This window comes from Allotamlana fucoidanivorans (assembly GCF_006265225.1).
Lineage (GTDB): Bacteria > Bacteroidota > Bacteroidia > Flavobacteriales > Flavobacteriaceae > Allotamlana > Allotamlana fucoidanivorans.
In genome coordinates, this window is sequence record NZ_VDCS01000016.1 from 14,962 (window position 1) to 40,006 (window position 25,045).

A 25,045-nucleotide genomic window follows, 5' to 3' on the forward strand; every position below is an offset into this window, starting at 1 on the left:
TAATAACAATGAGATCAATTTTATCATTATTCCTAATAATAACTGTTTTTGCTTGCAACAGCAAACCTGAAGAACAAACTCAATCTACTAGCACTAACTCTCAAGATGCTTTTCCTTTATTTATTGACAATATTGATCCAAACAGAAAACTAAGTAGCGCCATGGAGCGCAGTTTTAAACAATATGAAGCACCTCGCCTTCTGGATAACGAATTGTATTCAAACTTTAGATATACTGAGTTAGAAGGTTTTGACTATAACAATGGTGATGGCACCATAACCCGCAGAGACCCTTCAAAAATAATTTTTGAAAACGGTAAATATTATGTTTGGTATACCTATAGAAATACGCCCACCAAACCAATGGGATATTCTAAATGTAATGACACCATACCTTCTGTAGATTGGGATTTATGCGATATTTGGTATGCCACAAGTACAGATGGTTTTACTTGGGAAGAACAAGGTGTTGCCATTCCTAAACCCGACAAACCAAATCCCGGTTGGCGATCGGTTTCAACCACGGATATTTTAAAATGGAAAGACAAATATTATTTGTATTATCAGGCATTTAGTGCCCCCAGTGGTAAACCCTCTAATGGAGGTGGAAGTGATGTTTGCCCTGTGGCCATGTCATATGCAGATTCTCCAGATGGGCCATGGACACCCCTTAATAAAGTAGTCATTGACTTTGGCAAAGAAAACGAGTGGGATCACCGTGTTATACACGACCCTTACCCTTTAGTTCATGATGGGAAAATATATGTGTATTATAAATCTGGCATGGACAAACGCGATGCAAACCGCAAACATTGGGATGGCTGGGGCGTTGCTATTGCCGAATCTCCTGAAGGCCCCTATAAAAAACACCCCTTAAACCCTGTAATGAATTCTGGACATGAAACCATTTTATTTCCATATAAAGAAGGTGTTGCCGCCATTGTAACCACTGATGGTATAGAACATTACACCATACAATACGCAAAAGACTGGGTTAATTTTGAAATTGCCTCAGTAAGTAAATTATTGCCTGTAGCGGCAGGTCCATTTTCTCCTGATGCCTTTACAGACACCGATGATGCAGATGGAATTACTTGGGGATTATCACATTTCATTAATGCCGGAAATAACTGGAATAAAATGTATACCAAGTTAGGACGTTTTGATTGTGATTTAAGTAGAAAAACAAACGACCCTAGTATGAAAAAATCAAACTTATTGTATCCAAACGAGCTTTATTTTAAATATGGATTAAATAAAACTCAAAGAGAAAGAATAGATGAAACCAATCGGGCTTTGATGACCGGAGAGAAAAATGAATAATTATAAATTCATGATAAAGAATTTGCTACTAAAATTAAAGCTAATCTTTAGATTTAGCAACACAAATTAAAAACTACGTGAGGGAAAAAACAAAAAAGCCGTGGCCTACTAAAGCAGTGATGAATCAAATCTATGACCTTAATCTCTGGGGAGGACAGCGTGGTGAGTTCTTTTCTGGTTATGGTTCCCATGACACTAGTATCACAGAACCCTATTTAAAAGTTGTTATTGATTTTTTAAGATCGTTTAAAAATCCTTTAAGCGTCAGTGATTTAGGTTGTGGTGATTTTAATATAGGAAAACATTTAACACCTTATTGTAAATCTTACACAGCAATTGATATTGTTGAAAATTTGATACAACAAAATAAAACATATTTCGCTTCAAATAATCTTGAATTTTATTGTCTCGATATTGTAAATGACCAATTGCCAATAGCCGAATGCGCTATATTACGAAATGTTTTACAACATTTATCCAACGCTGAAATTCATCAAGTGGTACAAAAACTACCCCAATATAAATTCGTAATCCTTACCGAGCATATTCCCATGGGAAAATACATTCCAAACATAGACATCATAACAGGACAAGGTATTCGTCTTAAAAAATCTAGTGGCGTTGATGTTTTAAAACCACCGTTCAACTTAAAAATTCAAACAGCGCGTGATCTAACGACATATGTAGAGCCTGATAAAAAAAGTAAAATAACAACTATTTTATATCAATTAATTTAAGTAATCGCTAAAAGGAACAACTTTAGAGAACAATCCTTTTTAATAAAAAAAAGACTATCATTTCTGATAGCCAATATCCTTAGATTAGATACATTTACTTTTCTTCCTTCTTATAAGTAGTGTTTGCCCATCTAATTTGTGCTCTGCCGCCTTTTACCCGATACGCACCATAGCGGATACCTGATTGTGTCCCTCTTTCTGGCTCTGGAATATTAAAATTATATGCCTCACCTCCTATTAGAGCATCAGCATAGTGTATTTTTTTTGAGGCATCATTAGGGTCTGCTCTAAAACCAACCTCTAAAACAACCTCCGTTGGTTTACCTTTCTCAATATTAGTTAAAAAAACAACATCTCGACCTGAAGCTCCTGATCCACCTCTTACCTTAATCTGCTCTCTATACAAGTCAAACGATACTTGAACATTATTACCTGCACTATCTTTTCCATATACTGGTTTGGCTAAATACAAACAAATTGCAGGATCGGCTGAACCACCACCACCTGTATGCTTTCCTTTAGCTTGCATGATGTATGTTCCGTCACTACCCTCACTACTGGTTTTACCAACCTCAAGTATCCTGACCGTACCCGTAAACCTTGCATAGCTTCCAATACCTGTAGTTTGCGACCTTGATAGCGAACGCTCAATTCTTGGTTGCAGTGTGTTTTCTGCATCTAAGTGATTGGATCCTGCAGTTATATTGTAAACACCATAAACAATACCATTAGCATCAACCTCTTCATAATCAGCATAACAACTTCTATCATCAATTGTTCCAACATTTACAGGATTTAGTATATCGGCTGTATCTCTTTGCGGGTTATCTTTCCCATCTGTGCAAGTGGTATAAACACCTGTCAATTCATCTGCAACATACACGGCATATGGCCCTGTTTCTTCCTCTTTCTCCTCTTCCTTTTCTTCTTCTGGAATGGGATTAACCTTTTCTTCTTCTTTTACAGGTTCAAGTTCATCCTCTTTAGAACACGACAACAACACGGAAAATGCCATTAGAACCACTAAAAAAGTCACCTTGCATTTAAACTTTAATCTCCTCATAATATATAGCAATTATTTCTACAAAAATAGGAGTAATAACACACCATTCTATCCTGCTCTATCATGTCCTAAATCTGATTTACACCCAATAAAATGTTAAATTTCAAAGGATAAGACTATGGGGAAATTGATTTCATTCAGCTTACAAAGAGCAAACAAGACTAAACTTCTTTTTACTGGAATGCAGTGGCGTTATCAAAATCTATAAAACCTTATCACTTATATATAGATCTAATACTCCTAAAACTTATGATTATTAGCTAGGAAAAATGAACCCCAGAAAAAACATAAAACCTTAAATTCGTTTAATAAATTCCTATTGCTGATACTTTCATTAACTCCTCCAATAGCCACAAATAATCTGCTCGGTTCGCCACAAAATCCCTATTAGAAACATCAATGATTTTAACATTAAAATCTTTTTGTGTTTTTAAAAACTCTAAATACCCTGAATTTATTTTTTCTAAATAATCATCAGCAATGTTTTGTTCATAATCACGACCGCGTTTCTTTATATTTTGCTGTAATCGTTCCGTGTTTTGATACAAATACACGTATAAATCGGGCTTAGCAATATCTTTATACATCAAGTAAAACAGCTTTCTATATAGTTCAAACTCATCATTATTTAAGGTGATTTTTGAAAAAATTAAAGATTTAAAAACATCATAATCACTTACAATAAAGTCTTTAAACAAATCTAACTGTGATAGGTCATCAGAGATTTGCTGATATCTATCAGCTAAAAATGACATTTCTAGCGTAAATGCGTAACGTTGAGTGTCTTCATAAAACTTAGGCAAAAAAGGATTATCAGCAAAACGTTCTAATATCAACTTCGCATTAAAATCTTGAGAAATCATAGTAGCCAAACTCGTTTTTCCAGCACCTATATTACCTTCTATAGCTATATAATTGAAGTTTGAAAAATGAAACGACTCACTGGGGTTTTTAAGTCTGGCACTAATGGATTGTAATTTACAAGTATCCTGACTGGCATGCAGCAAACTTGCTACATCTTTAATAAACTTAGGATGCTTAATTTTTGAAGCAATATCATTTAAAGGCATCAACACAAAATTCCTTTTATGCATTTCTGGATGTGGCACGATAAGTGTTTCTGTTTGTATGATGCTATCTTGCCCTGCAAAAATAATATCTAAGTCAATGGTTCTGGCTTCATAACCTGCCCCAATAGTTCGCATTCTACCAAGACTTGCCTCAATCTCTAGTAGCTTATTTAAAACCTCTTGCGGGGTACAAATACTCTCTAGCTCCAAACAACAGTTTAAAAAATCGTCGCTTTCAAAACCAACAGCTTCCGAGGTATATACTTTTGAAATGGTGCGCACCATGCCCAGTTGTTCAAAAATAGCATTCACCGCCTTTTGTAAGTTATCAAATCTATCGCCTTTATTACTTCCTAAGGCAATATAAAATAGTATTGGGTGCTTCATATGGAAGCAAAATAACTAAAACAATTTTTAATCTATTATATTTACCAAAGCTATTTATTCACAATTATAAATGACCTTAAAAAACAAATTAGCCGCTCAACGTATTTACATTTTATTAGGCGCCCTATTTATAACATCGTTGGTCGTTTCAAATCTTATTTTTCAAAAATTTTTCTATTGGTACCCGTTCAATATTGAAATTTTTGGGAACAAACTTTTTGAAGTTTCAGTAGGCATTCTACCTTACCCTATTACCTTTTTAATCACAGATCTTATTAGTGAAATTTACGGAAAGAAGCGGGCAAATGATGTTGTAGTCACTGGTATATTTGCCTCTCTATTTTCATTGCTTATTATTTATGTGGCCGATATTGTTCCAGCCACTTCATGGTCTTATGTGAAAGATGATATGTTTCAAACGGTATTTGGAAATTCGGTTATAGCCGTATTTTCAAGCATGCTAACCTACTTATTCGCTCAGTTTGTAGATATTCAAATATATCATTTCTGGAAACGCGTTACTAAAGGCAAACATCTTTGGCTTAGAAATAATTTTTCAACCTGGTTTTCTCAATTTATAGACACTTTTACTATTGTTTTTTTACTATGCTCTTTCGGCATCATTGATTGGGTAAATTTTAAAGGTTTACTGCTAAGTGGTTTTTTGTTTAAAGTTATTGTTGCTGCTTGCGACACCCCGTTTTTATACCTTGGCGTATTTCTGTTTAGAAAACGGTTTAATCTTAAAGTAAATGATGAACTCAACCTCCTTTAGTAAACCTTAACTAAAACGTAAAATAGCTTTCTAAACTTTTAACACATGCCCTACGTATATATTATTATGAGGTTGCACTTACAAAGAACCACATATCAACTAAAAACCAAAAACGACATATGAAAAAAGTTTTAAAAATTATAAGCATTAGTTTACTCTCTATTTTTGCTCTTTTAATAATCATCCCGTTTGCTTTTCAAGGTCAAATTAAAGACATGGTAAAACGATTTATCAATGACAATGTAAATGCTGAGGTTGCGTTTAGTGATGTTAACCTAAGTTTTATTCAAAGTTTTCCACAAGCCCATATTGATGTTAGTGATTTAGTAATAACCAACTATGCCCCTTTTAAAGATGAAACGTTTGCTTCGGTAAAAAACATAGCGTTTACCATGTCTCTAAAAGAACTTTTTAAAACTACAGAAGAAGCCCCAATCATAATAAACACCATCACCATAGATGAAGCATTGCTTACTTTAAAAACCGACAAGTTTGGTAACAACAATTATGACATTACTAAAGAAGCCCCAGACACATCAACAGGGTCACAACCCAGCAACTTTGCGTTCAGTATAGAAGATTATAGCATCAATAATAGTGCTTTAACTTACATGGACCTGCTTTCAAAAACCACTATTCACCTCACCGAACTCAATCATAGTGGTCATGGTACTTTTTCGGCAGGCTTATCTGAATTAAACACTAATAGCGAAGCTTATATTAGCTTTTCTTTAGATAGCACAAACTATTTAAATAATAATCTGTTAAAATTAGATGCGTTAATAGATTTAGATTTAGCCCTTGGCAAATACACTTTTAAGGAAAATAAAGGGTTTATAAATAATCTACCGCTTCACTTTAACGGTTATGTACAGCAGTTTGAAAACGGACAAGATATTGATATTACATTTGAAAATCCGGAATCTGATTTTAAAGCATTTCTGGCCGTGATTCCAAAAAACTATTCTAAAAATGTTGAAACGGTTGAAACCACAGGCAACTTTAAGGTAAAAGGTATCATAAAAGGATTAAATTCTGAAGAAACGATTCCGAATCTAGATATACAAATTACTTCAAATAATGCCTCTTTCAAATACCCAGATTTACCTAAAAAAGTTAGCAACATCACTATAAACACCTCGATAAAGAACACTACAGGCAAGGCTGACGACACCTATGTTGCTATTGAAACCCTAAATTTTAAAATAGATGAAGATGTTTTTAAATCGTCTGCTACCATAAAAAATCTCACCAAAAATATGCTGATTTCGGGCAACTTAGATGGCGTACTTAATTTGGCTCATATCACCAAAGTTTATCCAGTAGATTTAGAAAACGAACTCAGCGGAATTTTAAAAGGGAAAATAAAGACAAACTTTGACATGAACGCTATTGAAACCAACGCCTATGAGCGCATAAAAAGTAGCGGTTCTGCAAGTATTTCAAATTTTGTTTATGCTTCAAAAGATATAGTCAATCCCATTGAAATTTCTCAAGCTAATGTAACTTTTAATCCTGGCACAGTGACTCTGAATTCCTTTAAAGCTAAAACAGGACAGAGTGATATTAGCGCCACTGGAACCATCAATAATTTGCTTGGGTTTTTATTAAGCAACAATACCTTAAAAGGTAATTTTAAAGTCACCTCAAACCTGTTTAAGGTTAGTGATTTTATGACTGAAGACACTTCAAATCCAGAAAGTAACAAAACAACCTCTAGCAACGAATCACTGAAAATCCCCGCTTTTTTAGATTGTACTATTTCGGCGGATGCGAGAACTGTTATTTATGACAATTTAACTTTAAAGGATGTTACGGGCCAATTGATTATTGCAGACCAGCAAGCTACTTTAAATAATATGCAATCACGTCTATTTGATGGCGCACTAGCTATATCTGGAAATGTCTCAACTAAAAACGACACACCTTCGTTTAGTCTTAACTTAAATGCTACAGATTTTGATATATCCAAATCATTCAATGATTTAGAGTTATTAAAAAACTTAGCCCCAATTGCCAAAATTTTAGATGGAAAATTAAACACAAACATTGTGCTTTCAGGTAACCTCGATCAGGAATTTACTCCAGATTTAACGAGTATTTCTGGTGATGCTTTGGCTGAATTACTGGCTACGCGAATAAATAAAACATCTGACGGTTTGCTGAGTAAACTTGACAACTCTTTTGAATTTATTGACTTTCAAGCGCTCGATTTAAAAGATTTAAAAACCAAATTGTCTTTTGCAAATGGTAAAGTAAGCGTTAAACCTTTTGATTTTAATTATAAGGATATTGACATCACTGTTTCTGGGTCGCATGGGTTTGATAAAACTGTTGATTATACAGCGGTTTTAAACGTTCCTGCAACATATTTAGGTAGTGATATCAATCGACTTATTGGAAAAATTGACGACCAAGAAGTCAATAAAATTAGCATTCCTGTAACGGCAAACATATCAGGAACCTATGCAAACCCTTCGATAAAAACAGATTTATCAAGTGGTGTGAAAAAGCTAACCAATCAACTCCTTGAAATTCAAAAGCAAAAACTATTGAATCAAGGCAAAGACAAAGTTAATGACCTGATTGGAGATGTTATTAGTAGCAATAAAACCAAGGCGGATTCTACAAAAAAGGAACAAAATGATGCTGTTGAAAAAGTACTTACAGACATTATAGGAAATGATAAAAAGACAGATTCAAGCGCATCAAAAAGTACCACAGATGCTGTAAAAAATGTGCTAGGCGGATTGCTTGGTAAAAAGAAAAAAGATACCTTGAACTAGTTGAATCCTTTTGAAACATAAAAAACCTACGCATTTGTTAGGTTTTCTAAATAAAAAACAAGAATTTTGCACCTCTCTACTGAGAGAAGCATCTGAAAATTAAAAAATTAAGTACTGTATATGTTAAAAATAATTGTAAAAGACGGCGAAAATATAGAACGCGCTTTAAAACGCTACAAAAGAAAACACAGAAATGTAAAAGTAATGCAAAACCTGAGAGATGGTCAATTTTTCACTAAACCTTCTGTAAAAAGACGTCGAGAAATTCAAAAAGCAGCATATATTCAAGGCTTAAGAGATCAAGAAGAAATATAAATCTTATTCTCATTAAAAATACACTACCCCATTTAAACACTTTAAATGGGGTTTTAATTTTCTAACTAGTTAACTAACCGTAATGTCCACCACCAAACCTTCATTGGCACGAATATTAAATACGGTGTTATCTTCAAAAATGAGATATTGCCCTTTTACACCAACCAACTTCCCAGAATAGCGTTGTGATTTTATAATATTTAAACTTTTGGGCTTTTCTGGATACTGTTCCACAGGAAAATCTAAGTTCGTTTCTTTATTACTTTCAATGTAATAAGCCTTAGTTTCCTCTGGAATGTATGCAGCTAAACGCTCTCGCCATTCTACCAAATTTTCATCTTCAATATCATTTTTTAGCATTTTACGCCAATTTGTTTTATCAGATACATAATCTTTCAACGCCACTTCCGTAATTCCTGCTAAGTATCTGTTAGGCACCTCAACTATTTCAATAGCCTCATGAGCGCCTTGATCAATCCAACGTGTAGGTACTTGGCTCTTTCTAGTAACGCCAACCTTAACATTACTTGAATTGGCCAAATACACAATATGTGGCTGCAACTGCATGGCCTTTTCATACTCTAAATCACGATCTTCCTTTCCCAAATGGGCCGTACTTAATTCTGGTCGCATAATCCAATCGGCAGCCTGAGGCACTTCATAAAAACATTGTTTATCAAAACCTTGACGATAAATAGGTTTGTCCTGTCCACAATTTAAACACTGATACTTAACAAACTGAATATCAATCGTTCTATTCAGCAATTGATTTATATTTAAAAAATCATTTTCAAAAACCAAATAGTATTGAATCGGACTTAAAAACTCGGTTCTCATTTTTGTTAAAACACCTTGGTAGGTCATAAAAAAAAATATTATTTTTAAATCTTAAAGATAAAATAAATATGCCAATACCTATAGTTAATTCCATTGCTTCTTGGTTTTTAAAAAAACGATTTCATCAAATAGAATTGTTTCTTAAATACCCTAACGAAGTTCAAAATGAATTACTATTAAGCTTAATAGATTATGCAAAACATACCGAGTTTGGCAAAACATACGACTTTGCTTCTATAAAGGATTATAAAACCTTTGCAGAGCGCGTACCTATTAAAAATTATGATGGCTGGCAAGATTTAATTGAACGCTCAAGGCATGGTGAAAATAACATCTTTTGGCCAAGCCCTATAAAATGGTTTGCAAAATCGAGTGGTACTACCAGAGCGAAAAGTAAATTTATTCCCGTAAGTTCAGAATCCTTAGAAGATTGCCATTATGCGGCTAGCAAGGACTTGCTCTGCATGTATCTTAACAATAATGAGGATGCTCAGCTATTTACAGGCAAAAGTCTAAGGTTGGGGGGCAGCAAAGAACTCTACAAAGAAAACGGCACTGTATTTGGTGACTTATCGGCCATATTGATTGACAACATGCCTTTTTGGGCCGAGTTTAGCAGTACACCGAGCAACAAAGTATCTTTAATGAGTGATTGGGAACACAAAATGCAGGCTATTGTTGATGAAACCATACACGAAAATGTAACCAGTCTTGCTGGTGTACCTTCTTGGATGCTTGTTTTATTGAATAATGTGTTAGAAACAACAGGAAAAAGAAGTATTCATGACATTTGGCCAAATCTAGAAGTGTATTTTCACGGTGGTGTTAGCTTTGTACCTTATAAAGATCAATACAAAAAAATACTTCCCAATAGGGATTTCAAATATTACGAGATTTACAATGCTTCGGAAGGCTTTTTTGCTATTCAAGATAGGAATAATTCCAGTGAATTGTTACTGATGTTAGACTATGGTATCTTTTATGAATTTATACCAATGACTATTTACGGCACCGAAGAAGAAAAAGCCATTCCGCTTAGCGATGTGACCTTGCATCAAAATTATGCTGTCATAATAACCACAAATGCTGGGCTTTGGCGTTATAAAATTGGAGACACTATAAGATTTACTTCATTAAATCCGTATAGGATAAAAGTTTCTGGAAGAACAAAACATCATATCAATGTATTTGGCGAAGAACTCATTATTGAAAACGCAGAAGAAGCTTTAAAAAATGTTTGTAATGCCACAGACTCTGAAATTGTAGACTTTACGGGGGCACCTATTTTCATGCTAGGTAAAGAAAAGGGCGCTCATGAATGGTTGATTGAATTTAAAACGGTGCCAAAAGACATGAGCCAATTCAATGAATTATTTGATGATGCATTAAAATCGTTAAATTCAGACTATGAAGCCAAACGTTTTAATAACATTACGTTAAACAAACCTAAAATACATGTGGCTCGCAAGAACTTGTTTTATGATTGGCTGAAACAAAATAATAAACTAGGCGGGCAACATAAAATACCAAGACTATCCAACACCAGAGAATACATGGATGAACTCTTGGTTTTAAACGCATAAGCTTTACTGTTTTGACGCGACAAACTCATGTTTGATTTTCACACTCGATAATCTGCATCTAAAAAAAGTGCTTTAACGAGTTTTTCGTCTAATCATCTAAAAGCAACAAAAGTCATTTTGCCTTTAAATGTTTTACCTATACTTTTATCCTGTCTTAAAAAAGGCATACAATTACGAAACACAAATATCCATTATTAATTAATTTCCATTATACACAAAAAGCTGCATAATCATGCAGCTTTTTTATTTTAAACTCCAATAGTTTTCTCTCTATGAAACCGCTTTTAATTTCTTGATAGCCGTTTTGTTCAATTTATTTTCAGCGTAAGCCTTAGTAACATTTAATGTGTTTTCATCACTACTTGGCAATTCAAACATAGCATCGGTTAAAATTTCCTCACAAAGGGATCTAAGACCACGAGCCCCTAACTTGTATTCAATAGCCTTATTAACAATAAAATCTAATGCTCCATCAGTTACCGAAAATTCAATTTTATCCATCGCAAACAGTTTCTTGTACTGTTTAATAATAGCATTCTTTGGTTCGGTTAAAATAGCTCTCAAAGTATTAGCATCTAGAGGATCCATATACGTTAATACGGGTAATCGACCAATAATTTCAGGTATTAACCCAAAATCTTTTAAATCTTTAGGAATAATATATTGTAGCAAGTGATTTTGATCAACAACATCATCAGACATTGAAGCACTATAGCCCACGGCCTGCATATTTAAACGTTTAGAAATGACACGTTCAATACCATCAAAAGCACCACCAGCAATAAATAAAATATTCTCTGTATTAACTTCAATAAATTTTTGATCTGGATGCTTTCTTCCTCCTTTTGGCGGAACGTTAACAATTGTACCTTCCAATAATTTCAATAAGGCTTGCTGTACACCTTCACCCGAAACATCTCTCGTAATAGAAGGGTTATCACTTTTACGTGCTATTTTATCAATTTCGTCAATAAAAACAATCCCTTTTTGTGCTTTCTCAAGGTTATAATCGGCTGCTTGAAGTAACCGCGTTAAAATACTTTCAACGTCTTCACCAACATACCCGGCTTCAGTTAAAACGGTGGCATCAACAATAGCCAAAGGCACATTGAGCATCTTTGCAATGGTCTTTGCCATTAATGTTTTACCAGTACCTGTTTGCCCAACCATGATGATGTTACTTTTTTGAATTTCAATCTCATCACTTGTTGGTGCTTGTAGTAACCTTTTGTAATGATTATACACGGCCACAGACATTACTTTTTTTGTAACATCCTGCCCTATGATATATTCATCAAGAAAAGCCTTTATTTGTTGTGGTTTACGAAGTTTTAATTCTGCTGATAAATCCCCATTATCATTTTGCTTAGATTCCTCTAAAACAATACCATGCGCCTGCTCAATACATCGATCACAAATATGCGCATCTAAGCCTGCTATTAACAGATTTGTTTCTGGCTTCTTTCTACCACAAAACGAACATTCTAATTCTTCTTTTGCCATTAATCTAATTCTATTTCAAGAAGTTTTTTTGCAACTTCCTCAGTCATAATTCTTTAAAATTACAATTTTTTTATTTAATTACGGGCTAATATCTCATCAATCATACCGTACTCTTTCGCCTTATCTGCCTTCATCCAGTAATCTCTATCACTATCAGCATATACTTTGTCGTAATCCTGCCCAGAGTGCTTACTTATAATTTTATAGAGTTCTTCCTTTAAGGTTAAAATTTCACGAGCTGTGATTTCAATATCACTTGCTTGCCCCTGTGCGCCACCCAAAGGTTGATGAATCATAACACGAGAATGAGTTAATCCACTACGTTTTCCTTTTGCTCCAGCACAAAGCAATACAGCTCCCATAGAGGCCGCCATTCCTGTACAGATTGTTGCTACATCTGGCTTTATAAATTGCATGGTGTCATAAATACCTAAACCAGCATATACACTTCCTCCTGGAGAGTTTATATAAATTTGAATATCTTTATTAGCATCGGTACTCTCTAGAAAAAGCAATTGCGCTTGTACAATATTAGCGACTTGATCATTGATTCCTGTTCCCAAAAAGATAATTCTATCCATCATTAGGCGAGAAAACACATCAAATACTGCAATATTCATTTGACGTTCTTCAATAATATTTGGCGTTAGGTTGGTAGGATACATACTACTGATGATTTTATTGTAATATGTACTACTTATACCTTGATCTTTTATCGCAAATTTTTCAAACTCTTTAGCGTAATCCATAATTTTTTAACGTTATTTATTAAATAATGTACTGGTTTACAAAACTTAACCCTTAAACCATACTATTTACAGGTCTTGTTTTGAATAAAAAAGCGCCTAAATCAAAGGATTTAAGCGCTTAAATATAAGCATTTATTATTTTACTTATTTATCACCATAAACTTCTTTCACAAAGTTTTCGTAACTTAATTCTTTAACCTTAAGATTAGCCTTTTCTTTATATACTTCAAGTAATTTTTGGCTTACCAATTGCTCTGAAATTCTTCGTGCTTCATCTTGATTTGATAACACACGCGCTGCAATATCATCTAACTCCTTATCAGAAGGATTTGTTTGTCCGAATTGCGCCATTTGTACTTTGATCATCTCTCTGGCATGATTTTTTATATCATCCATAGTAACTTTTACTTCATTAGCTTCAATTAATTTACCTTCAATTAATTGGTAGCGCAAGCTTTTTTCAGACTTTTCATATTCTTCTTTGGCTTGATCTGCATCCATCTCCTTTTCACCTGCCGTTTGCATCCATTTGGTTAAAAACTCAGCTGGCAAGTCAAACTTAGTATTCTCTACTAAGTACTCGGTAACATCATTTAATAACTTTTGATCTGATTGTTGCTTGAATTGTTTTTCAGCATCTTCCTTAATCTTCTCTTTTAATTCAGTAACAGATGTAACCTCTCCTTGAGGGAAAATTTTATTGAATAATTCTTGATCTAAATCAGCTAATTCACGCTTGTTAATTTCGTTAATTGTAAAATTAACTTCAATATCAAGTCCGTGAACCTCATCATGACCTAATTTTAAAGCATGCATTAAATCGTGCTCATCTTCAAAAAGACCTTTTGTATTTAAGGTAATAACATCCCCTACTTTTGCACCTACAAATTGTTTTTCAGTAGCATCTCCTTTAAACTTATCTAAAGTAAGTGTTACTGTATTATCAATCTCTTTTTCTTCATTGGTGTAAGTTCCTGTAATTTCACTATCTGCTTCAACAACGTCTTGAGAAACCAATTTCCCGTATTGCTTTTGAATACGCTCAATTTGCTCATCAATCATCTTATCATCAGCAATGATATTATACTGTGTAATAGGCTCTTTGCTTTTCAACTCTACATCAAATTCTGGTGCTAAGCCTAATTCAAATTCAAATGTAAACCCTTCAGCATCCCAATTGATATCGTCTTGTGGTTTTGGTAAAGGCTGTCCTAAAACATCTAACTTTTCTTCGGTTAAATATTTATTTAACGCATCTTGCAATAATTTATTTACTTCATCAACCAATACTGCTTTACCATATTGTTTTTTCACCATCCCCATTGGCACATGTCCTTTTCTAAAACCAGGGATATTTGCTGTTTTACGGTAATCAGATAAGATCTTTTCAACTTTATCGCTATAATCTTCCTTAACGATATCAACTTTTACTACAGCATTTAATGCATCAACGTTTTCTCTTGTAATATTCATTTTAAACTATATAAAACCCGCTCAGGGCATTTAACAAAAGGGTTGGAATGAAAACCCACCAAACCAAAATTGGGATGCAAAAGTAATACATTTTTACATCCCAACAAAGTTTTTAATTGCTTGATTATAAGCTAATTTTTATCTTCTTTTAAAAGCGAATGAAGTATAGATTCTAAAACAGACAATAATATACTAAAAAGTATGGCAGTCCAGATACTACTTACCAAAAAGTTGTCAATTAAATTACTAGCTAACATTATTATAAGCGCATTGATAATAAGTAAAAACAGCCCCAAGGTTAAAATAGTAATAGGCAGGGTAAATATGACCAAAATTGGCTTTACAAATAAATTTAATACCCCCAAAATAACCGCTACTATAATGGCCGTAACAAATTTATCGCCTGTTAAAGTGACTCCTGGCAGAAAATAAGCCAAGATAAAAACAGCTAGAGCTGTGATGAGTAATTTGATTAAAATATTCATACATTAATTTTTCTTAAATGTACAAAATTATTTCAGCCTACAAACTGCATTACACTTTCAAAAAAATCTTTAGGATTTTCGGCATGTAGCCAATGCCCTGCATTTGACACCGTTACAATATTGGCATTTGGAAAGTGCTTTTTAATAATAGACGCATCATCAACTCCTATATATTCAGACCGATCACCACGCAGAAACAGGGTTGGCTTTTCAAACAAGGCATAACTCGGCAAAGGCTCTCCTATCTCAGCGACCTCATCTCTTAAAACACTCAAATTTATTCTTAGTCCCAACTGTCCTTTTTCAACCCAATACAAATTTTTTAACAAAAATTGTCGTGTTCCGAAATCGGAAACATAATCTGAAAGTGCTTTATCGGCCTCACCTCGCCTTTTAATCGTGTTAAAATCCAAAGCACTTAATCCGTTTAAAATAGCATCATGATGTACAGGATAAAATCTGGGTGAAATATCGGCTACCATTAATTTTGATACTAATTCTGGATATTCAGAGGCAAACAACATAGCTACTTTCCCTCCCATAGAGTGTCCCAAAAGCAAAACATCTTCCAATTGGTGTGCTTCACAATAACGTTTTAAATCTTCGGCTAACACTTCATAACTAAAAGCTTCATCATGAAAACTTCTACCATGGTTTCTTTGATCAATTATATGCACCTGAAAACCTTGGTCTGCAAACTGACTTCCTAAAGTTTTCCAGTTATCACTCATCCCCAAAAAACCATGCAAAATTACAAATGGTTTACCTTCTCCTAAAATATTTGAATGTAACAGCATTATTTTAATTTGTGTAAATACATTTGAATCACATTTTCAACCCCCATATACAAACTCTCTGCTATTAAAGCATGCCCAATAGAAACTTCTAACAGACCTGGAATGCATGACTTAAAATATTTAATATTTTCTAAAGACAAATCATGCCCAGCATTAACGCCCAACCCAAAATCATTTGCCAATTTTGCGCTTTCTACGTAAGGTTTAATAGCATCTTTATCTCCAAAACTATACTGGTGCGCATAACCTTCTGTATATAGTTCAATCCTATCTGTTCCTGTTGCCTTAGCACCTTCAATTTGATTTAAAACTGGGTCAACAAATATGGAGGTTCTAATGCCATTACTTTGAAATTCTGCAATAACATCAACCAAAAAGTCTTTGTGTTTTATGGTATCCCATCCTGCATTACTTGTTATAGCATCCTCGGCATCTGGCACTAGAGTTACCTGAGTAGGCTTCACTTCAAGCACTAAATCAATAAAAGAAGGAATAGGATTCCCTTCTATATTATATTCTGTATAAACTCCAGGTTTTAAATCTCTGGCATCTTGATATCTAATGTGTCTTTCATCTGGTCTTGGATGAATGGTAACACCTTCTGCCCCAAAACGTTGCACATCTTTCGCAAACTGAACCACATTAGGCACATCTCCACCTCTTGAGTTTCTTAAAGTCGCTATTTTATTTATATTAACACTTAACTTTGTCATAAATCTATTTTAAAAACAAAAATACAAAGTTGAACAGCCTTACATACTTTTTTTTTAATTAATTTGCAGAATCTGTTATATGCTATTCCTACTAAAAAGCACTGGAATTATAACAACAAAACTTTGTTTTTAACTAAAAAAACTATCAAAGATGAAACTTTCAGAATTCATCATAAACGATGTTAAACCTTTAAATAGCAAAAGTAAAATTAGCGATTTACAGTTGCTGTTTAACCAATTAACATTTTCTCATGTGCCCATTCAAGATGACCATAAAAATTATTTAGGTTGTTTTTCTGAAGCCGATGCTTATTGTTGTGAAAAGGACAAAACCTTAGATGATTACAGACATTCTTTTGAAAACTTCTTTGTTAGAGACACAACTATTTTACTTGATATTGTTGAGGCTTTTGCCGTAAACTCAACCAACATCATGCCTATATTAGATATTAATAATAGGTATTTAGGATATTACGAATTAAACGATATTATCCATTTACTAGGCGAGGCACCATTTTTTGCTGAAGCGGGTGGTATATTGGTGATAGAAAAAGGCATAAATGATTACTCTTTTAGTGAACTTAGCCAGATTGTAGAATCAAATGATGGTAAATTGTTAGGCGCCTTTATTTCAAAAATGAATTCAGACTTAGTTCAAATTACTCTTAAAGTAGGTAATACCAGCCTTAATGAGGTCATTCAAACGTTTAGAAGATACAGCTATAACATTGTTTCTGGTCATGAAGAAGACGGCTACTTAGAAAGCTTAAAAGAACGCTCAAATTATCTAAGAAAATACCTTAACATTTAATCTATGAAAGTTGCTGTTTTTGGCCGATTTTACAACAAAAGAACTTCTTCTTCTGTAGAGAGGCTTTCTAATTTTCTCCTAAAAAAAGGTATCGATGTCTATATTGAAAGCACCTTTTTTAATCTCATAAAAGAAGAATCTGTTTTAATTAAAGATTTTAACAGATATAAGACCTTTAAAACACTTGACACCTCCTTTGAATTTTTAATAAGTATTGGCGGTGATGGTACCATTTTAAGAGCCATCACTTTTGTAAAAGACATTGAAATTCCAATAATAGGAATCAATACAGGTAGACTTGGTTTTTTAGCAACCATACAGGTTGATGTTATTGAGAACGCCTTACAAAACATTATTGATGGTAAATACCGCATCTCAGAAAGAAGTTTACTGTCTGTAGAAACCTCATCAGATAATAAGGATATAAAGGCTCTAAATTTTGCATTAAATGAAGTAGCAGTGAGCAGAAAGAACACCACCTCTATGATTACTGTTGAAACACACTTAAATGGAGAATATTTAACATCATATTGGAGCGACGGTCTTATAGTGTCCACCCCAACAGGCTCTACAGGATACTCTCTAAGTTGTGGCGGTCCCGTGATTACTCCGGGAACCGATAGCTTTGTTTTAACACCCATTGCACCGCACAATTTAAGCGCACGCCCGCTTATTATTCCAGACTCCACAGAAATACAACTTAGAGTAAGTGGCCGTGAAGAACAACATTTAGTTTCATTAGATTCCAGAATTGCTACATTAAACAATGACACGTTAATCACCATAAAAAAAGCTGATTTCAAAATTAAAATGATTGACCTTTTAGATGAAAGCTTTCTTATTACCCTCAGAAAAAAGCTACTTTGGGGAGAAGACAGACGTAATTAAATCTAACTTGATGTGGCATCAAAGCAATATTTTGAAGGAAAAACTGTTTTAACCTCATACTAATTAGTTCAAATTACCACGAGCTAATCTTATTTATTATATTTGCAAACTTTTGATTATTTATGAGGCGATTAACCATATTGATTTTAAGCATATTAAGCACATACTTTAGCTATTCCCAAATCAACGAAATTGGTGTTTTTCTTGGCGGGAGTAATTTTATTGGGGATGTGGGTGCTACCAATTACATTGCCCCAAACGCCCCAACCTTAGGAGTGCTTTACAAATGGAATGCTAGTGAAAGGCATTCTTGGCGAGCTTCAATACTGTATTCAGATTTAATTGCAGAAGATATAAAATCTGATGACCCAAGACGCCAAGAAAGAGATTACTACTTTAACTCTAATTTACTTGAAATTTCAGCAGGTTTAGAGTTTACTTTTATGGATTTTGATCTTCATAGTGGAGAAACAGCCTATACACCATACCTGTATTCAGGTCTTACAGCAACTAAATTTGACAATTATTACTTCCCCAATGGCCTTCAGGTTTCTGAAAACACATCAAGCTGGACAGTTGGGATTCCAATGGTTGCTGGGTTTAAAGTATCTGTTATTAATAGCTTTGTATTGGGTATTGAAATTGGAGCACGTTACACCTTTACCGATGAAATGGACGGAAGCTTGCCATCAAAACCTGAAAATCAACAGTATAGATTTGGAAACATTAATAATAATGATTGGTATGTCTTCTCAGGAATTACACTAACTTACACCTTTGGAGAAAATCCTTGTTACTGCGTTAAATGATATGAATTTGAAAGCCAACATACGCACAGATTTACTACCCGTTCACATAGCCATAATCATGGACGGCAATGGTCGTTGGGCTAAACAAAAAGGTTTAATACGAGCGGTTGGACACGAGAATGGCACTAAATCTGTGAAGCAATCAGTTGAAGCATGTGCCGAGTTAGGTGTAAAAAACTTAACCCTCTATGCGTTTTCAACAGAAAATTGGAACAGACCAAAACTAGAAGTACAAACCCTTATGAAACTTTTAGTGTCTTCTCTTAAAAAAGAGATTAAAACACTACAAGACAACAATATCAAACTAAATGCTATAGGTTGTTTAAGCACTCTGCCTTCAAAAGTATATAAAGAACTTTTTGAAGTCATTGAAAAAACAAAAAACAACACAAGAATGACCTTAACACTTGCCTTAAGCTATGGTTCAAGAGAAGAAATAACAAACGCAGTAAAAGAAATTAGCATTAAAGTTAAAAATAATATAATTTCGCCCGAAACTATTGATGAATCAATTATAAATGAGCATCTTTACACGCAAAATTTACCAGACGTAGATTTGCTTATTAGAACAAGCGGTGAGCAACGTATAAGTAATTTTTTGTTATGGCAAATTGCGTATGCCGAATTATATTTTACAAATGTATTATGGCCAGATTTCACCAAACAGCATTTGTATGAAGCTATTATTGAATATCAAAAACGAGAACGACGATTTGGGAAAACAAGTGAACAACTTAGTTAATATCTTACATAAAACCGCACTGTTAAAGTACTTTATAGCTTTTATCCTTTTTATAAATTACTTTAATATTCAAGCTCAAGAATTTAACGGAAAGTATACCATTGCAGAAATAACGGTTTCTGGCAACACCTCTTTTAGCGAACAAACCATCATAACCTATTCTGGATTAAGAAAAGGGTCTGAAATAACCATACCTGGTGAAAAAATAAGTGACGCCATAAAAAAACTGTGGAATTCTAAACTTTTTAATGATATTGAAGTGTATGTCACTAAAATTGAAGACAATTCTGCTTACCTGCAAATTAAGCTATCTGATTTACCTCAATTGAATGACTTAAAAATCAATGGTGTAAAAAAAGGCAAACAAGACGCTATAATAAAAGACAACAAATTAAACAAAGGGGTAAAAGTCACTGAAAACCTTATTACTACAACCAAAAACTTCTTAACTAAAAAGTATCAAAAGGAAGGTTTTTTAAACACGAAGGTTCATATTAACACTATTGATGTGCAAGACTCTGTTGAAACCGCAAGAGTAAATATGGTACTTAATATTGATAAAGGAGAAAAAGTAAAAATAAAAGACATTGCTTTTTCAGGCAATAATATTCTAAGCGATAAAAAGCTTAGAAAAAGTATGAAAAGTACAAAGAAAATAAATCGCCTTAGAGTATTTAAGCGATCAAAATATATTGATTCGGCTTATCAAGCAGATTTAGGACATATTATAGACACCTACAAAGAAAATGGGTATCGGGATGCTAGAATACTTTCAGATAGTATTATATACAATACAGACAAAACCATTTCATTACAAATTGATGTTAATGAAGGGGAACTCTATACCTTTGGAGATATTAAATTCATAGGAAACACCGTTTATAGTGACCAATACTTAAAGCGTCTTTTAAGAATTAATAAGGGTGATACCTACAATGGTATTCTGCTACAGGAGCGTATTGCAGACAATTCAAAACCTGATGCCTTAGACATTACTAACCTGTATCAAAATAACGGGTATTTGTTCTCAAGCATTAACCCCGTTGAAGTTAGTGCAGACAATAATGTTATTGATTTAGAGATTAGAATTTCTGAAGGTAAACCCGCCTATTTTAATACTGTAACCGTTGTTGGAAATGATAAGACAAATGATCATGTTATTTACAGAGAGTTACGCACCAGACCCGGGCAGCTTTACAGTAAAGCCAATGTGGTAAGAACGGTACGAGAACTTGGTCAACTCGGTTTCTTTGATGCCCAAGAAATAGCTCCTAATTTTATTAATCCGAATCCTGTTGAAGGCACTATAGACATGGAATACTCGGTTAAAGAAACAGGATCGAGCCAAATTGAACTACAAGGCGGCTATGGTGGTGGAGGTTTCATTGGTACTTTAGGGCTATCTTTCAATAACTTTTCTATTAAAGATATCTTTAAAAAAGATGCTTACAAACCTATCCCAATGGGCGATGGTCAAAAATTAGCATTACGCCTCCAAGCCAGTAGATTTTATCAAACCTATAGTTTCTCGTTTTCAGAACCTTGGTTAGGCGGTAAACGCCCTGTACAGTTTTCTGCATCACTGTCGCACACCAAGCAGTTTTTATATGACTTTGTTTCTAGAAAAGCTGATAAAAGCCGAAGCTTTAATATTACAGGGATTACATTCGGGCTTGCTAAGCGCTTAACCGTACCTGATGATTTCTTTACTTTATCGCAGTCTATTGGTTTTCAACGTTATGATTTAAACAACTATAACACGGGCTTATTTACTTTTGGTGATGGTTATTCAAACAATTTATCTTACACCATAGGTTTAAGCAGAAATAACACTAGCGTAGACCCTATTTACCCTACGGGTGGTTCTAATTTTGCAATTACTGCTAAATTTTCACCTCCATGGTCTTTATTTAACGGTGTAGATTACGAAGCCTTGGCTAATGAAAGAGAAGAAAACGATGTGATTAGAAGAGACCCAACAAAGCCTGAGTCTGAAAGACAAGCTGCCCAAGCAAGAGTGGCCGAAATTGATCAGGAACGTTTTAAATGGCTAGAATTTTATAAAATAAAATTTAAAGGAGATTGGTATACACAACTAGCCAAAGATCTTGTATTAAGACCTAGTGTTGAGTTAGGATATTTAGGAGCTTACAATAATGCAAGAGGTGTTATCCCGTTTGAACGCTTCTTTTTAGGAGGTGATGGTTTAGGAAATTATAGTTTAGATGGTAGAGAAGCTATTCAGCTTCGTGGTTACCCTAATCAATCGTTGTCAAGCGAAGATGGCGGAAGTATTTATAATAAGTTTTCTTTAGAATTGCGCTACCCTATTACTTTGAAAGCGTCGGCAAAAATATACGCCTTATCTTTCTTAGAAGCAGGTGCCTCCTTTGATAATTTTAGAGATTATAATCCGTTTAATTTATATAGATCTGCCGGTGTAGGCGTTAGAATTTTCATGCCTGCTTTTGGTCTATTAGGTATTGATTTTGGTCATGGATTTGATTCTTTACCTGGCGAAACTGGACCTCATGGATGGGAAACACACTTTATTATTGGACAGCAGTTTTAAAACGATAAATTATTTTGGCACGATATTTTCTATTAACACATTAATGATTTGCTAGTGAATTAAAATTTTTAAGGTTATATTTCGTTAATTTTGAAGATTAAATTCTTAAAAAGCATATTTAAAATCTATTTGCATTTTAGAATTTATTGAAACCTAATAATTAAAACATCAAACAAATGCAAAAAAACGTTCTTTTTTTACTGACATTAGTTTTTATGCTAAGCCTTTCATCTTTTGCCCAACGCGGCGTTAGAATTGCCTACATAGACACTGAATATATTTTAGAGAATGTTCCTGAATATCAAGAAGCCACAGCTCAATTAAATAGTAAAGCTCAAAAGTGGAAAAATGAGATCCAACTAAAATTAGCAGAAGTTGAACAACAGCGCACAGCGCTAAACAATGAAAAAGCCCTTCTAACCAGTGAGCTATTTGCAGAACGGAAAGAAGACATTGAGTTTACTGAAAAAGAAATTTTAGATTATCAACAAAAACGTTTCGGCCCAAATGGTGATTTATTTATTCAGAAAAAACAATTGATGCAACCTATACAAGATCAAATATTTGCCGCTGTTCAAGATTTAGCTAAAGGCAGACAATATGATTTTATATTTGACAAATCCTCTGATGCCACCATGCTCTTTTCGGCAAAACAATATGATTTAAGTGAGCAGATATTAAGAACCATAAACCGCTCATCAAAACGTAAGCAAGCCCAAACAAAAGCAGAACGAAAAGCGGCTAAAGATGAAGAACTCATTCCTGAAATTAACGAAGAATTAGAAGCTCGTGAAAAAGCATTAGAGGAAAAGAAAGCGGCTAGAGAAAGTGCTATTGAAAAAGCCAGACAAGAAAAACTAGCTGCGCGTGAAGCCAAAGTGAAGGCCGCAGAAGAAAAGCGCAAAAAAACGCTAGAGGAAAGAGAAAAAGCAAAGCAAGCCAAATTAGATACCAGAAATCAAACAACTCAAAAAACGGATGATTCAAAAAGTTCTGAAAAGGCAGAAACGGCATTAAAATCAAATGAGGTTAAACCTGAGCATGTAAAAAAAACCAGAGCTGAACTTATTGAAGAGAACAGACAGAAAAAACTAAAACAAAGAGAAGAAAGAAAAAAGGCACTTGAAGAACGTAAGCAAAAAATTCTTGAAGAGCGCCAAAAAAAACAAGATAGTATTTAATAAAAAACAAATAATAAATTTATAACACACTTAATACGATTAAAGAAAATGAAACAATTTAGAACTCTCCTTTTAGCAACTGCATTATGTATAATAACTGTTAGTTTTTCACAAGCACAAAGTAAGGTTGCTCATATAAACACGCAGGAATTAATAGCTGCTATGCCTGAAGCTAAAGCCGCACAAACAGAGATTGAAACCTTAGGTAAAACGTATCAAACAGATATTCAAGCTTCAATTACTGAATATCAAAATACAGTTAAACAATATGACGCTGAAGCTGAAACTAAAACAGCTGAAGAAAACCAAAAACGCATGGTTGAACTTCAAGAAAAGCAACAACGTATTGCTCAGTTTCGTCAAGACGCACAAAAAGATTTAGCAGAAAAGGAAGCTGAACTTTTTAAGCCTATTCAAGAAAAAGCTATGAAAGCAATCAATGACGTTGCTCAAGAAAAAGGCTACCAGTATGTATTAGATCGTGCTACGTTAATTGTTGCTAATGGTGACGATATTTTAGCTGATGTAAAGAAAAAGTTAGGCATCTAAATAATATAGATTTAAAAAAACTTATAAAAGCTGTCTTTTCTAGGCAGCTTTTTTATTTTTGTTTTAACATGAGTAAACAACCTATCGGCATTTTTGATTCCGGCATTGGCGGTACTTCCATCTGGAAAGAAATACATGCCTTACTCCCTCATGAAAATACCATTTACTTAGCCGATAGTAAGAATGCGCCATATGGCCCAAAAGGCAAACAAGCTATTATTGACCTTAGTGTTAAAAACACAGAGTTTTTACTAAAACAAAACTGCAAACTTATTGTTGTTGCTTGCAACACGGCTACCACAAATGCCATAGACTTTTTAAGAAGTCATTATAAAATACCTTTTATAGGAATTGAACCTGCCATAAAACCTGCAGCTCTTCAAACCAAAACCAAAGCCATTGGTATTCTAGCTACCAAAGGCACCCTGACTAGCGCTTTGTTTTCAAAAACCTCTAGTTTATTTGCTTACAACATCAAAGTGATTGAACAAATTGGCAATGGTATAGTAGAGCTTATAGAGAACGGTGAGCTGTATTCTGACGCCATGAAGACCCTACTCAAAACATATTTAAAGCCCATGCTTGATACCAACATTGATTATTTAGTGTTAGGTTGCACACATTACCCTTATTTAATCCCATTACTTGCTGAGCTATTACCTAAACATGTTAAAATAATTGATTCTGGTGAAGCCGTAGCCAGACAAACCAAAGCCATTTTGGAACAACATAATTTGTTGAATAAAAACAGTGCCTCAGCAAAGATTTCTTTTTACACCAATGGCAACCCAGCGATTTTAAAGTCGCTATTAACTATTGACTCTACTGTAAAAACCCTTCCTTAAAACTACATTTTTTTATTTAAAAAAAAAGAGGCCAAACAGCCTCTTCTTTCCAC

Annotated in this window: 23 protein-coding genes; 14 read left to right on the top strand and 9 right to left on the bottom strand. The window is 34.0% G+C overall.

What is annotated here, in order from left to right:
• Positions 1-8: 8 nt before the first annotated feature.
• Together FGF67_RS15075 and FGF67_RS15080 are read left to right on the top strand one after the other, a co-directional pair.
• Complete coding sequence (locus tag FGF67_RS15075) at positions 9-1,322, top strand: glycoside hydrolase family 117 protein (RefSeq protein WP_139698590.1); 1,314 nt, start codon at positions 9-11, stop codon at positions 1,320-1,322.
• A 77-nt stretch (positions 1,323-1,399) separates the two neighbouring features.
• Positions 1,400-2,059: a class I SAM-dependent methyltransferase gene (locus tag FGF67_RS15080; protein WP_233244099.1), complete on the top strand. Its 660-nt coding sequence runs from the start codon at positions 1,400-1,402 to the stop codon at positions 2,057-2,059.
• Between the two features lie 94 nt (positions 2,060-2,153).
• Here the strand turns inward: FGF67_RS15080 and FGF67_RS15085 are convergent, their stop codons facing one another.
• Both FGF67_RS15085 and folK read right to left on the bottom strand, forming a co-directional pair.
• Positions 2,154-3,122: a hypothetical protein gene (locus FGF67_RS15085; protein ID WP_139698591.1), complete on the bottom strand. Its 969-nt coding sequence runs from the start codon at positions 3,120-3,122 to the stop codon at positions 2,154-2,156.
• Between the two features lie 305 nt (positions 3,123-3,427).
• On the bottom strand, positions 3,428-4,579 hold the full coding sequence (folK, locus tag FGF67_RS15090) for a 2-amino-4-hydroxy-6-hydroxymethyldihydropteridine diphosphokinase (RefSeq protein WP_139698592.1): 1,152 nt from the start codon (positions 4,577-4,579) through the stop codon (positions 3,428-3,430).
• 70 nt (positions 4,580-4,649) lie between these two features.
• On the opposite strand from folK, the gene FGF67_RS15095 reads away from it, so the two are divergent.
• From FGF67_RS15095 to rpsU, 3 genes are all read left to right on the top strand, one after another.
• Entirely contained in the window at positions 4,650-5,354 is a 705-nt protein-coding gene (locus FGF67_RS15095; RefSeq protein ID WP_139698593.1) for a queuosine precursor transporter, read from the top strand.
• A gap of 119 nt (positions 5,355-5,473) precedes the next feature.
• Complete coding sequence (locus tag FGF67_RS15100) at positions 5,474-8,140, top strand: AsmA family protein (RefSeq protein WP_139698594.1); 2,667 nt, start codon at positions 5,474-5,476, stop codon at positions 8,138-8,140.
• A gap of 120 nt (positions 8,141-8,260) precedes the next feature.
• Entirely contained in the window at positions 8,261-8,455 is a 195-nt protein-coding gene (gene rpsU, locus FGF67_RS15105) for a 30S ribosomal protein S21 (protein ID WP_139698595.1), read from the top strand.
• A 69-nt stretch (positions 8,456-8,524) separates the two neighbouring features.
• On the opposite strand, the gene FGF67_RS15110 is transcribed toward rpsU, so the two are convergent.
• On the bottom strand, positions 8,525-9,319 hold the full coding sequence (locus tag FGF67_RS15110; protein WP_139698596.1) for a DUF2797 domain-containing protein: 795 nt from the start codon (positions 9,317-9,319) through the stop codon (positions 8,525-8,527).
• Between the two features lie 41 nt (positions 9,320-9,360).
• Between FGF67_RS15110 and FGF67_RS15115 the strand changes: the two genes are divergently transcribed.
• Positions 9,361-10,875, top strand: a complete 1,515-nt coding sequence (locus FGF67_RS15115) for a GH3 auxin-responsive promoter family protein (RefSeq protein WP_139698597.1) — start codon at positions 9,361-9,363, stop codon at positions 10,873-10,875.
• Between the two features lie 270 nt (positions 10,876-11,145).
• On the opposite strand, the gene clpX is transcribed toward FGF67_RS15115, so the two are convergent.
• The 6 genes from clpX to FGF67_RS15145 form a co-directional block, all read right to left on the bottom strand.
• Positions 11,146-12,378, bottom strand: a complete 1,233-nt coding sequence (gene clpX / locus FGF67_RS15120; RefSeq protein ID WP_139698598.1) for an ATP-dependent Clp protease ATP-binding subunit ClpX — start codon at positions 12,376-12,378, stop codon at positions 11,146-11,148.
• Positions 12,379-12,452: 74 nt separating this feature from the next.
• Complete coding sequence (clpP, locus tag FGF67_RS15125) at positions 12,453-13,127, bottom strand: ATP-dependent Clp endopeptidase proteolytic subunit ClpP (RefSeq protein ID WP_139698599.1); 675 nt, start codon at positions 13,125-13,127, stop codon at positions 12,453-12,455.
• A 144-nt stretch (positions 13,128-13,271) separates the two neighbouring features.
• Positions 13,272-14,600 (bottom strand): trigger factor, encoded by a 1,329-nt coding sequence (gene tig / locus FGF67_RS15130; RefSeq protein ID WP_139698600.1) that lies wholly within the window; start codon positions 14,598-14,600, stop codon positions 13,272-13,274.
• Between the two features lie 131 nt (positions 14,601-14,731).
• Positions 14,732-15,085 (bottom strand): phage holin family protein, encoded by a 354-nt coding sequence (locus FGF67_RS15135; RefSeq protein WP_139698601.1) that lies wholly within the window; start codon positions 15,083-15,085, stop codon positions 14,732-14,734.
• Between the two features lie 32 nt (positions 15,086-15,117).
• Entirely contained in the window at positions 15,118-15,882 is a 765-nt protein-coding gene (locus tag FGF67_RS15140; RefSeq protein ID WP_139698602.1) for an alpha/beta fold hydrolase, read from the bottom strand.
• Positions 15,882-16,595 (bottom strand): pyridoxine 5'-phosphate synthase, encoded by a 714-nt coding sequence (locus tag FGF67_RS15145; RefSeq protein ID WP_139698603.1) that lies wholly within the window; start codon positions 16,593-16,595, stop codon positions 15,882-15,884. The genes FGF67_RS15140 and FGF67_RS15145 overlap by 1 nt, the downstream gene beginning before the upstream one ends.
• A 151-nt stretch (positions 16,596-16,746) precedes the next feature.
• On the opposite strand from FGF67_RS15145, the gene FGF67_RS15150 reads away from it, so the two are divergent.
• The 8 genes from FGF67_RS15150 to murI all read left to right on the top strand — a co-directional run bounded on the left by FGF67_RS15150 (position 16,747) and on the right by murI (position 24,992).
• A complete protein-coding gene (locus FGF67_RS15150) occupies positions 16,747-17,406 on the top strand; it encodes a CBS domain-containing protein (protein ID WP_139698604.1) in 660 nt (219 codons plus the stop codon).
• A gap of 3 nt (positions 17,407-17,409) precedes the next feature.
• Entirely contained in the window at positions 17,410-18,294 is an 885-nt protein-coding gene (locus tag FGF67_RS15155) for an NAD kinase (RefSeq protein ID WP_139698605.1), read from the top strand.
• A gap of 122 nt (positions 18,295-18,416) precedes the next feature.
• Positions 18,417-19,103 carry a type IX secretion system protein PorG gene (gene porG, locus FGF67_RS15160; RefSeq protein ID WP_139698606.1) on the top strand — a complete coding sequence of 229 codons (687 nt, stop codon included), beginning with the start codon at positions 18,417-18,419 and terminating at the stop codon, positions 19,101-19,103.
• A gap of 1 nt (position 19,104) precedes the next feature.
• Positions 19,105-19,845, top strand: coding sequence for an isoprenyl transferase (locus FGF67_RS15165; protein WP_139698607.1), 741 nt, complete (start codon positions 19,105-19,107; stop codon positions 19,843-19,845).
• On the top strand, positions 19,778-22,417 hold the full coding sequence (gene bamA / locus FGF67_RS15170; protein WP_139698608.1) for an outer membrane protein assembly factor BamA: 2,640 nt from the start codon (positions 19,778-19,780) through the stop codon (positions 22,415-22,417). Before FGF67_RS15165 ends, bamA begins: the two co-directional genes overlap by 68 nt.
• A 176-nt stretch (positions 22,418-22,593) precedes the next feature.
• Positions 22,594-23,598, top strand: coding sequence for an OmpH family outer membrane protein (locus tag FGF67_RS15175; RefSeq protein ID WP_139698609.1), 1,005 nt, complete (start codon positions 22,594-22,596; stop codon positions 23,596-23,598).
• A gap of 48 nt (positions 23,599-23,646) precedes the next feature.
• Positions 23,647-24,147, top strand: coding sequence for an OmpH family outer membrane protein (locus FGF67_RS15180; RefSeq protein ID WP_139698610.1), 501 nt, complete (start codon positions 23,647-23,649; stop codon positions 24,145-24,147).
• 68 nt (positions 24,148-24,215) lie between these two features.
• The gene (gene murI / locus FGF67_RS15185; protein WP_139698611.1) at positions 24,216-24,992 is read left to right on the top strand and encodes a glutamate racemase; all 777 of its coding nucleotides are present in this window, start codon (positions 24,216-24,218) and stop codon (positions 24,990-24,992) included.
• Positions 24,993-25,045: the final 53 nt, after the last annotated feature.